11 protein-coding genes and 1 riboswitch are annotated in these 12,169 nt (G+C 75.5%); of the genes, 6 read left to right on the top strand and 5 right to left on the bottom strand.

Annotated features, from left to right (window positions below; all coding sequences use genetic code 11):
* The 4 genes from pknB to thiO form a co-directional block, all read right to left on the bottom strand.
* A complete protein-coding gene (gene pknB, locus QBL21_RS24500) occupies positions 1–1,917 on the bottom strand; it encodes a Stk1 family PASTA domain-containing Ser/Thr kinase (RefSeq protein ID WP_407566546.1) in 1,917 nt (638 codons plus the stop codon).
* A 168-nt stretch (positions 1,918–2,085) separates the two neighbouring features.
* Positions 2,086–2,952 carry a thiazole synthase gene (locus tag QBL21_RS24495; protein WP_407564375.1) on the bottom strand — a complete coding sequence of 289 codons (867 nt, stop codon included), beginning with the start codon at positions 2,950–2,952 and terminating at the stop codon, positions 2,086–2,088.
* A gap of 6 nt (positions 2,953–2,958) precedes the next feature.
* Positions 2,959–3,276: a sulfur carrier protein ThiS gene (gene thiS / locus QBL21_RS24490; RefSeq protein ID WP_407564374.1), complete on the bottom strand. Its 318-nt coding sequence runs from the start codon at positions 3,274–3,276 to the stop codon at positions 2,959–2,961.
* Positions 3,273–4,598, bottom strand: a complete 1,326-nt coding sequence (thiO, locus tag QBL21_RS24485) for a glycine oxidase ThiO (RefSeq protein ID WP_407564373.1) — start codon at positions 4,596–4,598, stop codon at positions 3,273–3,275. Before thiO ends, thiS begins: the two co-directional genes overlap by 4 nt.
* Positions 4,597–4,707: riboswitch (TPP riboswitch) on the bottom strand. Its footprint overlaps the gene before it by 2 nt.
* A gap of 88 nt (positions 4,708–4,795) precedes the next feature.
* On the opposite strand from thiO, the gene QBL21_RS24480 reads away from it, so the two are divergent.
* From QBL21_RS24480 to QBL21_RS24460, 5 genes are all read left to right on the top strand, one after another.
* Positions 4,796–6,106: an NAD(P)/FAD-dependent oxidoreductase gene (locus QBL21_RS24480; RefSeq protein WP_407564372.1), complete on the top strand. Its 1,311-nt coding sequence runs from the start codon at positions 4,796–4,798 to the stop codon at positions 6,104–6,106.
* A gap of 121 nt (positions 6,107–6,227) precedes the next feature.
* The gene (locus tag QBL21_RS24475) at positions 6,228–6,593 is read left to right on the top strand and encodes an Rv2175c family DNA-binding protein (RefSeq protein ID WP_407564371.1); all 366 of its coding nucleotides are present in this window, start codon (positions 6,228–6,230) and stop codon (positions 6,591–6,593) included.
* A 63-nt stretch (positions 6,594–6,656) separates the two neighbouring features.
* On the top strand, positions 6,657–7,349 hold the full coding sequence (gene thiE, locus QBL21_RS24470; protein ID WP_407564370.1) for a thiamine phosphate synthase: 693 nt from the start codon (positions 6,657–6,659) through the stop codon (positions 7,347–7,349).
* A 91-nt stretch (positions 7,350–7,440) separates the two neighbouring features.
* On the top strand, positions 7,441–8,358 hold the full coding sequence (gene metF, locus QBL21_RS24465) for a methylenetetrahydrofolate reductase [NAD(P)H] (RefSeq protein WP_407564369.1): 918 nt from the start codon (positions 7,441–7,443) through the stop codon (positions 8,356–8,358).
* Positions 8,359–8,398: 40 nt separating this feature from the next.
* The gene (locus tag QBL21_RS24460) at positions 8,399–9,553 is read left to right on the top strand and encodes a hypothetical protein (protein ID WP_407564368.1); all 1,155 of its coding nucleotides are present in this window, start codon (positions 8,399–8,401) and stop codon (positions 9,551–9,553) included.
* Between the two features lie 51 nt (positions 9,554–9,604).
* On the opposite strand, the gene QBL21_RS24455 is transcribed toward QBL21_RS24460, so the two are convergent.
* Positions 9,605–11,176, bottom strand: a complete 1,572-nt coding sequence (locus QBL21_RS24455) for a phytoene desaturase family protein (RefSeq protein ID WP_407564367.1) — start codon at positions 11,174–11,176, stop codon at positions 9,605–9,607.
* 503 nt (positions 11,177–11,679) lie between these two features.
* Here QBL21_RS24455 and QBL21_RS24450 point away from each other — a divergent pair.
* Positions 11,680–12,156: an SAV_6107 family HEPN domain-containing protein gene (locus QBL21_RS24450; protein WP_407564366.1), complete on the top strand. Its 477-nt coding sequence runs from the start codon at positions 11,680–11,682 to the stop codon at positions 12,154–12,156.
* Positions 12,157–12,169: the final 13 nt, after the last annotated feature.

The raw sequence follows: 12,169 nt of genomic DNA, 5'->3' as shown, positions 1-12,169 counted from the left end.
TCACCTCACCCAGAGGGTGATCTCGCTTCCGCGCGGGGCCTCGTCGCCGCCGTCCACGGACTGCCGCCAGACGGTGTCGCCGAAGAAGATCTGGTTCACGTTCACGGAGAATCCGGCGTCCTCCAGAGCCTGCTCGGCGTCGTCCACGCTCATGTCGACCACGTCCGGGACCTCCAGCATCTCCTGGCCCTTGGAGATCGTCAGCGTGACCTTGTCGCCCTCGCCCAGCTCCGCGCCCGGCTCCGGCGAGACCTCCGCGACCGTGCCGGCGTCCTCCTCCGAGTACACCGCCTCCTGGGCGACCTCGACCGCGAGGCCCTCCTCGCGCAGCTCCTCGGCGGCGTCGTCCTGGTCGTCGCCGATGACGTCCGGCACCTCGATGGGCGCCCCGCGGCTGACCGTCATCGCCACCGCCCGGCCGGCCCTGATCTTCTCGCCGTCCTCCGGGTCGGTGCTGATCACGCGGCCGGCGGGCAGCTCCTCGCTGAACGCCTCCTGCGTCACGCCCGGCTTCAGCCCGGCGTCGCGCAGCTTGTCCTTGGCCTCGTCGAGCGGGGTCGCGTACAGCTCGGGGATCTCGACCACCTCCGGGCCCTTGGAGAGCACCAGCGTCACCGAGTCGCCCTGGCGGATGCGGCTGCCGCCCTCGGGGTCCGTACGCAGCACGCGGCCGGCCTTCACCGTGTCGCTGAAGTCCTCCTCGACGTCCGCGTCCAGGTCCTCGCCGGAGAGCATGTCCCGGGCCTGGGACTCGGTCTTCCCCAGCACGAACGGGACCTTGGTGAACTGCCCGGAGTTTATGTACCAGACGCCCGCGCCGACGCCCAGCACGAGCACCGCCGCCAGCAGCGCCAGCAGCCCGAGCCGCGGCCTGGCGCGGCCCGGCTGCGGCGGGGCGCCGGGCGCGGGCGGGCCGGGCGGCGGGGCGGCGGTGGCGTCCGCGGGGGCGGCGGCGGACGTCTCCAGCACGCTCGTGACGTTCAGCCGCTCCTGCGCCGGCGAGCCCACCGGGCTCGGCACCACGGCCGTACGGTCCTCGGAGCCGATCCGCTCCTCGGCCACGGCCTGCGGCGGCACCGCGTCCAGCTCCTCGTCGGTGAGCCGCGCGCGGGCGCCCCGTACGGCGGACAGCAGCTCCACGGCGTCCGCGGGGCGCGTCTCGCGGCTGCGCGCTGCGGCGGCGGCGACCAGGGCGTCCAGCTCCGCGGACAGCCCGGGGACGGCGGCGGACGGCGGCTCGACGTCCTCGTGCAGGTGCTGGTAGAGCACGTGCGCGGCGTGCTCGCCGGCGTGCGGCTTGGCGCCGGTGAGCATCTCGTAGAGCATCACGCCGCAGGCGTACACGTCGACGCGGGGGTCGGCGGCGCCGCGCTCGATCTGCTCGGGCGCCAGGTACGACACGCTGCCCAGCACGGTGCCGGTGGAGGCGGTCGTGTTGGTGTTCACGGCGCGGACGAGCCCGAAGTCGGCGACCTTGACGCGGCCGTCGTCGCCGATGAGGACGTTCTCCGGCTTCATGTCGCGGTGGACGAAACCGGCCCGGTGCGCGGCGCCGAGCGCGGCGAGCACGGGCTCCAGGATGTCCAGCGCGGCCCGCGGCTGGAGCGCGCCGCGGTCGTTCAGCACGTCGCGCAGGGTGCAGCCGGGGACGTACTCCATGGCCAGGAAGACGTGCGGGCCGTCGGTGCCCTGGTCGTAGACGCCCACGACGTTCGGGTGGGCGAGCCCGGCGACCGACTTGGCCTCCAGGATGAACCGCTGGACGAAGGAGGCGTCGGCGGCGAGCGAGGGGTGCATGACCTTGACGGCGACCACCCGGTCGAGCCGGGTGTCCAGCGCCCGGTAGACCGTGGCCATGCCGCCGGCGGCGATGCGCGCGTCGACGCGGTAGCGCCCGTCGAGCATCTGCCCGACCATGGGGTCGCCCCACCCTCCCTGCGGATGGGGGGACGGGTCCAGAGTCGTGTCCACGAAGCGCAGTCTACGAGGTGAGGGACGCGTTCCCGTCACCGTTGTGCTTCAGTACGTTCCCGATGGCGTGCCGACGCGGGCGTCCCTTCGGGTGCCGGTACGGGGCCGGGGAGTTCACGCGAACGCGGGCCGCTCCGGGTCCGGCTCCGGGCCCAGCTCCGCGACGCCCGCCGCCGGGGACGACGCGCGCGCGAAGTGCCGGCGCGGGATGCGCCCGGCGCGCGCGGCGAGCCGGCCGGCGGCGATCGCGTACCGCATCGCCTCGGCCATCAGCACCGGCTCCTGCGCCCGCGTCACCGCGGACGCGAGCATCACCGCGTCGCAGCCCAGCTCCATCGCCTGGGCGGCGTCGGAGGCGGTGCCGGCGCCGGCGTCGAGGATGACGGGCACCCCGGCGGCCTCGGTGATGAGCTGGAAGTTGTGCGGGTTGCGGATGCCGAGCCCGGAGCCGATGGGCGAGCCCAGCGGCATCACGGCGGCGCAGCCGGCGTCCTCCAGCCTGCGTGCGAGCACGGGGTCGTCGTTGGTGTACGGGAGCACGGTGAAGCCGTCGTCGACGAGCGTCTCGGCGGCGGCCAGCAGCTCGACGGGGTCGGGCAGCAGGGTGCGCTCGTCGGCGATGACCTCCAGCTTCACCCAGTCCGTGCCGAGCGCCTCGCGGGCCAGCCGGGCGGTGAGGACCGCCTCGCCGGCGGTGTAGCAGCCGGCGGTGTTCGGCAGCACGCGGATGCCGTGGCGGCGCAGCACGTCGAGCACGGAGCCGTGCACGCCGGGGTCGATGCGGCGCATCGCGACGGTGGTCAGCTCGGTGCCGGAGGCGAGGAGCGCGCGCTCCATCATCTCCAGGCTGCTCGCGCCGCCGGTGCCCATGATCAGGCGGGAGGAGAAGCGCACGCCGGCGATGGTGAGGGGGTCGGCGGCGGTGACGGTTGTGGGAGCGGTGGGGTCGGTGGGGACGGGGGCGGGCGCGGTGCGGGTCACGGTGGGTCAGCCTCCCTGGACCGCGGTGAGGATCTCGACGCGGTCGCCGTTGCCGAGGGTGGTGGTGGGCCAACTGCCGCGCGGTACGACGTCCTCGTTGACGGCGGCGGCGACGCCGCGGTGCGCGGCGGTGAGGGTGGCGACGAGGGCGTCGAGGGTGAGGCCGGCGTCGATGCGGCGGGGGGTGCCGTTGACGGTCACGTCGACGGTGGCTGTCGCTGTGGAGGTGGTGGTGGTGGCGGTGGCGGTCGGGGAGTCGGTGCGGGTGTCCGTACGGGCCTGCGTCGAGGTCCGCGTACGGGCCCGGGTGGCGTCCTCGGTCATGCGTGCTGCCCTTCGTGCTGCTGCTGGGTACGGCCGAACCGGGTGGCCGCGAACGGGCGGGCCACGTCGGGGAGTTCGCCGCCGGTGAGCGCGGCGGCGAGCGCGTCGCCGGTGACGGGGGTCAGGAGCACCCCGTTGCGGTAGTGGCCGGTGGCCAGGTGCAGGCCCGCCAGGGCGGTGGGGCCCAGCAGCGGTGCGTTGTCGGGGGAGCCGGGGCGCAGCCCGGCGCCGGTCTCCACGAGCGGCAGCTCCGTCAGCCCGGGCAGCAGCTCGTGCGCGTCGCGCAGCAGCTCGTAGACGCCGCCGGCGGTGACGGTGGTGTCCCAGCCCAGCTCCTCGCTGGTGGCGCCGACGACCAGCTCGCCGCTCTCCCGCGGCACCAGGTACACGCTGCTGCCGCGGACCACGGCCCGTACCGTACGGGACAAAAACGGCGTCCCGGCGGCGGGCATCCGCAGCCGCAGCACCTGCCCCTTCACCGGCCGCACCGGCGGCCGTACCGCCTCCGGCACCCCCGCCAGCCGGCCGCTGTCGCTGCCGGCGGCCAGCACCGTCTGGCCGGCGGCGATCCGCGTGCCGTCCGCCAGCTCCGCGCCCGCCGCCCGCTCGGCCGCGCCCGCGCCGGTCACCCGCAGCCGGACCGCGAGGCTGCGGTGGAAGGCGACCCCGGCCCGCTCGCAGGCGGTGACCAGCGCCGCGGTCAGCAGCCGCGGGTCCGTCTGGTGGTCGCCGTCGACGCGCAGCCCGCCGCGCACGCCGGGCGCGAGCATCGGCTCCAGGCGGCGGCACTCGCTTCCGGTGAGCCACTCGGCCGACAGCCCCAGCCGCTGCTGGAAGCCGTGGAGTTCGCGCAGTTGGGCGCGGTCGTCGGCGTCGAGCGCGACGGACAGCGCGCCGCAGCGGCGGTAGCCGATGTCCCTGCCCGACGCCTCCGCCAGCTCGGCGGCGAAGGCCGGATAGCGCTCCGCGGCGGCCAGGTTGAGCGCCAGCAGCGCCTCCTCGCCGTAGTGCAGTTCGGTCACGGCGGCGAGCATCCCGGCCGCGACCTGCGCGGCGCCGCCGCCGGGGGCCGGGTCGGCGACGGCGGTGACCAGCCCGCGGCGGGCCGCCTGCCAGGCGGTGACCAGGCCGATGACGCCGCCGCCGACGACGAGGACGTCGTACGCGGCATCCGCCCGGCGCGGCGCGCCGGTTGGGCCCGCCGCGGGTTTCGCCGCTGGGCCCGTCGTTGGGCCCGTCGTTGGGCCCGCCGCTGGGTCCGTCGTTGGGTCCGCCGCGGGGTCCGTCGCGGGTGGTGTCGGGGGTGTGTCGCGTGGCTGCATGGGCGCGTTCGCCCCTCCCTTCGCCGGCATGACCCGGATCAGGTTCGTACGGTCGGGGGCCGCCAGCCCCCCTCTCAGCCCGGTGCGCCGGGCTCCCGCGAGTCTTCCCGGCCACCCTAACTCCGTACGCCCGGCCGCTGTAAGGGAGCCTCCCGAGCGGACCCGGCGCGAGCGGCGCTCGACGGGTGCGGCATAAAGTGATCGGTGTGACCGACGCCGAACCGGACCACGCCCCCGGCGAGCGCCCCGCCGACGGGGCCGCACGCCGCCCCAGCCGCGCCGCGGACGGCCCCGCGGGCACCGTCGTCGTCGGCGCCGGCATGGCCGGCGTGCAGACCGCCGTGGCGCTGCGCGAGCAGGGCTACGGGGGCGCCGTCACCCTCGTCGGCGCGGAGCCGCACCAGCCGTACGACCGGCCGCCGCTGTCCAAGGCGGTGCTGCTCGGCAAGGCGGAGGGCTCGGCGTTCGAGGTGGACTTCGCGGAGTACGGCATCGGGCTGCGACTGGGGCTGCACGTCGACCGCCTGGACACCGCGGGCCGGCTGCTGGAGACGGACGCCGGGCCCGTGCCGTACGACAGGCTGGTCCTCGCCACCGGCGCGCTGCCGATCCCGCTGCCCGGCGCCCCGGCCGGCGCCACGCCCGGCGTGTACCTGCTGCGCACCCTCGACGACGCGGCGCGGCTGCGCGCGGTGCTCGTGCGGCGCAGCCGGATCCTGGTGGTCGGCGCGGGCTGGATCGGCGCGGAGCTGACCACCGCCGCGCGCGAGCAGGGCTGCGAGGTGACGGTCGTGGAGGCGGCCGGGCACCCGCTGGCGGCGGCGCTGCCGGCCGAGGTCGCGGCGCCGATGGCCGGGTGGTACGAGGAGAGCGGGGCCCGGCTGCTGACCGGCCGCCGGGTCGAGCGCGTCGAGAGCCTCGGCGCGGACGGCCCGGTCGCGGTGGTCCTCGACGACGGTACGGAGCTGACCGCCGACGCCGTCGTCGTCGGCATCGGCGCCCGCCCCGCCACGGCCTGGCTCGCCGGCTCCGGCGTCGACCTCGGCGACGCCGGCGCGGTGCGGGCCGACGAGCGGCTGCGTACGAACGTGCCCGGCGTCTGGGCGGTCGGCGACTGCGCGTCGTTCCCGTCCGCGCGCTACGGCGAGCGGCTGCTGATCCACCACTGGGACAACGCCCTCCAGGGCCCGACGACGGTCGCGGCGGACATCGCGGGGGCGCCGGGCGCGGTGTACGACCCGGTGCCGTACTTCTGGTCGGAGCAGTTCGGCCGTTTCGTGCAGTACGTCGGCCACCACACGGCCGACGACGAGCTGCTGTGGCGCGGCGACCCGCACGGCTCGTCGTGGTCGGTGTGCTGGCTGCGCGCCGGGCGGCTCATCGCGCTGCTCGCCGTCGGCCGCCCGCGGGACCTCACCCAGGGGCGCAAGCTGATCCACGCCGCCGCCGCGCTGGACCGGGAGCGCGCCGCCGACGCGGCCGTACCGCTGAAATCAGCCGCGCTGTGACGCCTCCGGTGCGGCGTGCGCCGCGTCGGCGTCCGCGATTTCGGTCACACTCTGCGGTGATATGCCTCCCTTTGGCGCTGCCCTGTACCGACCGGCGCCCAGAGATGGCAGGCTGGGGGGTGTGACCGAGATTGATGCGAAGATCGATGCTCTCGTCCCCTCCTGGCTCACCCTCCCCGACGTCGCGGAGAAGCTCGACGTCGAGGTGACCCGTGTGCGGCAACTGGTCAGGGAAGGCCAGTTGATCGCGGTGCGGCGAGGTGAGAACAAGACGCTTCAGGTGCCCGCCGAGTTCATCGGCGAGGGAAAGGTCGTCAAGGGCCTCACCGGCACCCTGACGCTCCTCAAGGACGACGGCTTCAGCGACGAAGAGGCGCTGGAGTGGCTTTTCACCCCCGACCCCTCGCTCCCGGGGACTCCCGCGCAGGCGCTGCGCGAGAACCGCGGGACGGAGGTCAAGCGCAGGGCGCAGGCGCTGGCTGTGTAACCTCGCGGGGCCGGACGCGCGCACGCGGGTCCGGCCCCGCGACCGTACGAGGGGGAGCGCCGCATGACGGCCGGAACCGACACAGCGGCGCACGCCCGCGCGCGGCTCGGCGCCGCACAGCTCTACCTGTGCACCGACGCCCGCACCCGCCAGGGCGACCTGCCCGACTTCCTCGACGCGGTGCTGGCCGCCGGCGTGGACATCGTCCAACTGCGCGAGAAGGGCATGGAGGCGCGCGAGGAACTGGCGCACCTGGAGGTGTTCGCCGACGCCTGCCGCCGCCACGGCCGGCTGCTCGCGGTCAACGACCGCGCCGACGTGGCGCACGCCGCGGGCGCCGACGTGCTGCACCTGGGCCAGGGCGACCTGCCCGTGCCCGCCGCCCGCGCGATCCTCGGCGGCACGCCCGACGACGTGCTGGTCGGCCGCTCCACCCACGCCGAGGCGGAGACCCGCGCAGCGGCGCGGGAGCCCGGCGTCGACTACTTCTGCACCGGCCCCTGCTGGCCCACGCCCACCAAGGCCGGGCGGCCCGCGGCCGGCCTCGGCCTCGTCCGCTGCGCGGCCGGGCTGGGCGGCGACCGTCCATGGTTCGCCATCGGCGGAATCGACCTCGGGAACCTCGACGAGGTGCTCGCCGCGGGCGCCCGCCGCGTCGTCGTCGTCCGCGCCCTCACGGCCGCGGAGGACCCCGGAGCTGCGGCGGGGGAGTTCGTACGGCGCCTGCGCGCGGCCCGGAACGGTGACGTCCGGTAATCGCCGGAGGGGTCCCGGGCGCCGGATCCCGGCCCGGCAATCGAGCTGGCCGTCTTGGGTCCGGAGGTGACCGGCGGTTAACCTGCCGCGTATGGCCACCGGCATCGCTTCGACCAGGAATGATCGCGCAGTCACTGTTCGTGAACTGCTCGCGTCCGGCAAGCAGTCGTTTTCGTTCGAGTTCGCCGCCCCGAAAACCGACAAGGGCGAGCGGACCCTCTGGAACGCCGTACGGCGCATCGAGGCCGTACAACCGACCTTCGTCTCCGTGACCTACGGCGCCGGAGGCTCGTCCCGCGAGGGCACCGTCCGCGCCACCGAGCGCATCGCCACCGAGACCACGCTCACACCCGTGGCGCACCTCACCGCGGTCGACCACTCCATCGCCGAACTGCGCAACGTCATCGGCCAGTACGCGGACGCGGGCATCCGCAACATGCTCGCCGTCCGCGGCGACCCCCCGGGCGACCCGATGGGGGAGTGGGTTCCCCATCCGCAGGGGGTGGCGTACGCGGCGGACCTGGTCCGGCTGATCAAGGAGTCGGGCGACTTCTGCGTCGGCGTCGCCGCCTTCCCCGAGCGGCACCCGCGGTCCACGGACTGGGACACCGACATCCGGCACTTCGTCGACAAGTGCCGCGCGGGCGCGGACTACGCGATCACCCAGATGTTCTTCCACGTCGACGACTACCTGCGGCTGCGCGACCGGGTCGCCGCCGCCGGCTGCACGACGCCGATCATCCCGGAGATCATGCCGGTCACCAACGCCCGGCAGATCCAGCGGTTCGCCGAGCTGAGCGGGGCCACGTTCCCGCCGGAGCTGGCGGACCGCGTTCTCGCGGTCGAGGACGACCGCGCCGCGGTACGCTCCATTGGCATCGAGTACGCCACGGACATGTGCGAACGGCTGCTGTCCGAGGGGATCCCCGGACTGCACTTCATTACGCTGAACACCTCCACGGCAACGCTGGAGATCTACCAGAACCTCGGGCTGCACAGGCCGTCCTGAGGGCAGGCACCACCAAGCGGGGGCGGAAGAGAGGCACGTGATGGGCGACGTGATGTGGTTGGCCCTCTATGCCGCGTTCGGGCTGGTCGCGCTGTGGCTGCTCTGGGAAGTGCTGATGCAGTACAAGGCCCCGCTGCGCTGGCGCGCACTGGCCTTCGTCGGCTTCCTCTGCGTGGTGCTCGGCGTCCTCATGCCCTCGGTCGTCGTGATCGGGCTGGGCGTGGTGGTGTTCGCGACCGGCCAGTTCAAGGTCACGTTCTCCTACCGCAGCGGGTACTCCGAAGGCTGGGTGATGAGCAAGCGCGGGGACCGCGAGGACTACGGCGACGGGTACGAGGCGGCGCGGTACGAGGAGCCGGCGTACGACGGCCGCCAGGCGCCGCCGCCCCCGGAGCGCGCCGCCTACCCGGCGTACGAGCCGGAGGCGGCGCCGCTCCCGCCCGCGGCGCAGGAACAGACCGCCCAGTTCTCGCCCTTCGGCGCCGAGCAGGCGTACGCGGGCGCCGCCCCCGGGCAGCAGCAGACGTACGCGGGCGCCGGCGGCTACGACTCGTACGGCAACGGCAACGGCAACGGGGTCGGCTACGACTCCGGCAGCTACGCGACCACCTCCGCCTACGACTCCGGCAGCTACGCCACCACGTCGGCGTACGACACCGGCAGCCACGCCACGACCTCCGCCTACGACACCGGCAGCCACGCCACCACGTCCGCGTACGACACCGGCAGCCACGCCACCACCTCCGGCTACGAGGCCGGCGGGTACGCCACGAACGGCGCCGGGACGAACGGCTACGGGCAGGACCAGCAGATATATCCGGACGCCGGCGGCTACGGCACGGAGCACCAGTACGCCGGGTACGACACGGCCGCCCCCGCCCCCGGCGGATACGCGGACCCCTACGGCGGCACGGAGTACGCGGCACCCGCCCCGCCGCCGTACTACGACTCGCAGGACGGCGGGCAGTCGTACGACACGGGCGGCGGTTACCCGGGCTACGGCCAGCAGCAGTACGCGCAGTACGCCGAGGGCTACGACACCGGCCAGCAGCCCGCGTACGGCCAGGAGAACTACGGGACGTCCGGGGAGGGCGTCTGGATGCCCCAGCAGCGCGACGCGGACCCGCTGGGCGCCGAGGACCCGTACGCCCAGCAGCAGGGCTACCCGGGCTACGAGCAGCAGTACCGCTACTGACCGACCGCGGCGACCACGCCCGCCGCCGGACCGCCCGGCCCGGCGAGCCCTTCAGCGGGAGCCGCGGAAGTCCGCACCCTCCATGATCAGCCCGGCGACCAGGGCACCCGACATCCCCGCGTGCGCCGGTCCGCCGCCCGGGTGCGCCCAGCCGCCGACCGCGTAGAGCCCCGGCACGGCCGTGGCGTTCGGCGCCGGGAGGTACGCGCCGCCGGCGCCGGCCAGCGCCGGCCCCGGCACCGCGCCGCCCGGGGCGCCCGTCTCGGCGGCGGTGTCCGCGGGCGTACGCACCTCGCGCCACAGCACCCGCTCCGCCAGCCCCGGCACCGCGCGCCCCGCCGCCGCCACCATCCGGTCCGCGAACGCCTCCGCGGCCTTCTCTCCGGCCTCCCCGCTCTCAGCCGCCCACGCCCCTGCCGGCACGACGGCGGTCAGCGTGACGGCCTCGTGGTCCGCGTCCGGGCGCTGCGCGGGGTCGTCGGGGCGCAGCACGGTGACGGTGGGCGCCACGGCGGTATCCGGCCCTTCGCCGTCGAAGATCCAGGCCAGTTCGCGCGCCGCGTCCGGGGAGTGCACCACCGTGCGGTGCACGGCGTCCTCGTCCCGCCCGCCGCGCAGCGCCAGGCACACGGTCATCCGCGCCGGCACGGCCCGCGCGGCGCCGGGCGTCGCACCGTCCTCGTACGCCTCGGGGACACCGCCCGCGCGCAGCAGCTCCGCCAGCCGGGCCGGCGGCAGGCCCGCGAGCACCGTGTCGGCGTCCGCCCGCGCGCCGCCGGCCAGTTCGACGCCCGCCGCCCGGCCGTCCCCGCCCACCCGGACGGCGACCACTTCCGCGCCGAACGCGAACTCGACGCCGCGCTCCAGGCAGCGCTCGTACAGGGCGTCCGCCAGCGCCCGCATGCCCCCGCGCACGTACCACCCGCCGAACGTCTCCTGCACGTACGGCAGCATCGCCGCGCCCGCCGGCGCGTGGCGCGGGTCGAACCCGTACGCCAGGGCGTGCTGCGCGAGCATCGTCCCCAGCGCGGGGTACGCGCCCAGCTCGCCCGCGCCGATACCGGCGACGGTGGCGGGCGGCGCGGCCGGGCGCGGGCCGCGCAGCCGGCGCAGCAGTCCGCGCCCGGCCGGCGGCGGGACGGCGGGGTAGAGGTCCGCGGCCAGCGCGCCGGTGTCGGCGGGCTGCGGCTCCTCGACGAGCGGGCGGCGGGCGGCCTCCCAGACCCGGCGGCCCCGGTCGAGCAGGCCGGTCCACGCCTCGCCCGCGCCCGGCCCGGCGGCGGCGTCGAGGGCCCGTACGACGCCCGCGCGGGAGGCGCCCGGCAGGGTGGCGGCGGTGCCGTCGGGGAAGACGTGCCGCTCGGCCGGGTCCACCGGCACCAGGTCCACGCACTTCTCCAGCTTCCGCCGGCCGGTCTTGAGGAACAGGTCGCGGTAGACGGCCGGGAGGTACAGCACCCCGGGTCCGGTGTCGAAGCCGAAGCCGTCGCGCGCCAGCCGCCGGACGCCGCCGCCGTGGGTGCCGGTGCGCTCGTGGACCGTCACCCGGTGGCCCGCGAGGGCCAGCCGCGCGGAGGCGGCCATGGCGCCCATCCCCGCCCCGATTACCGCGATCTCTGCCATGGCCCGGACTTTATCCGGCGCCCCGGGCGGGTCCGCGGGCGGGAGCGGGGGGCCAGGGGACGCGTACTCAGCCCTGGGTACGCGTACTCAGCTTCCCGCTTGAGTACCCGAGCGGATGGGCCCCGACCTGCGTAAACGGCAGAGTGATGGGCGTGGGACGGACGCAGTGAAGGGGCCACGGACCGCCGACACGGGGTGGCGGAACGGGACCCCGGTGCCGGCCCACGAGGGGGGAACGGGGGAAATGGGGGGAGCTGTCCCGGTGGTGGAGCGACGGGGGATCGCTTCGCACCGGGGCAGCGCCCGTTTGCGCGGGTGGCGTTCGGCCGCCGGGGCGGGGCTCCGCCCCGGGGCGGCACTACCCGGCGCAATTGCCGCGGAGGGTGCGCTCGGGGGCATCGTCGCAGGTAGCGGGGCAGGTCAGGCCGATTGTCAGTGGTATGCGCCACGATGGGCACATACGAACGAACGACTGAAGGACTGACGCCGACAGGAGGCAAGCCATGGCGGCAGAGCCGGCTTACGCCCCACCGAGTGATGTCCACCCCGTCCTGCGCCCGGGCAGCGCGCCCAAGGCGGCGCTGGAGCTCCTTGCGCAGGCCCACGCCGGACTGGCGGAGGCCGCGGAGATGGAGACGGCGAACGAGCGCTACTCCCTGGCCCACCTCGCCGCGTTGCGCACCGCCGCGGCGGTGCTCGCGGTCCGCGGGCGCCCCGAGCCGTCCCCACGGCGCCGGCAGCGCATCCGCAGCGCGTGGGAGGTGCTGCCGGAGGTCGCGCCCGAACTCGCCGAGTGGAGCGCGATGTTCGCGGCCGGCGCCCGGCTGCGCGCCCGCGCGGAGGCGGGCATCAAAGACGCGGTCGACGAGCAGGAGGCGGCCGATCTCCTGCGCGCGGCGGGGATGTTCACACGCATCGTCGAGCGGATGCTCGTCGTCCAGCCTCTGATACGTCCCCAACCGGGCCCCGACACCCGCTGAGCCGGCGCGCGCC

The sequence above is a fragment of the Streptomyces sp. 184 genome, assembly GCF_045781775.1.
Lineage (GTDB): Bacteria > Actinomycetota > Actinomycetes > Streptomycetales > Streptomycetaceae > Streptomyces.
This window is presented reverse-complemented; position numbering and strand designations above follow the sequence as displayed.

Coding starts and splice junctions, on each gene's coding strand:
- QBL21_RS24455 (WP_407564367.1), bottom strand. CDS start 11,176: ATGGCAGAGATCGCGGTAATCGGGGCGGGGATGGGCGCCATGGCCGCC.
- metF (WP_407564369.1), top strand. CDS start 7,441: ATGGCCACCGGCATCGCTTCGACCAGGAATGATCGCGCAGTCACTGTT.
- QBL21_RS24450 (WP_407564366.1), top strand. CDS start 11,680: ATGGCGGCAGAGCCGGCTTACGCCCCACCGAGTGATGTCCACCCCGTC.
- thiS (WP_407564374.1), bottom strand. CDS start 3,276: ATGACCGAGGACGCCACCCGGGCCCGTACGCGGACCTCGACGCAGGCC.
- thiE (WP_407564370.1), top strand. CDS start 6,657: ATGACGGCCGGAACCGACACAGCGGCGCACGCCCGCGCGCGGCTCGGC.
- thiO (WP_407564373.1), bottom strand. CDS start 4,598: ATGCAGCCACGCGACACACCCCCGACACCACCCGCGACGGACCCCGCG.
- pknB (WP_407566546.1), bottom strand. CDS start 1,917: ATGGTCGGGCAGATGCTCGACGGGCGCTACCGCGTCGACGCGCGCATC.
- QBL21_RS24460 (WP_407564368.1), top strand. CDS start 8,399: ATGGGCGACGTGATGTGGTTGGCCCTCTATGCCGCGTTCGGGCTGGTC.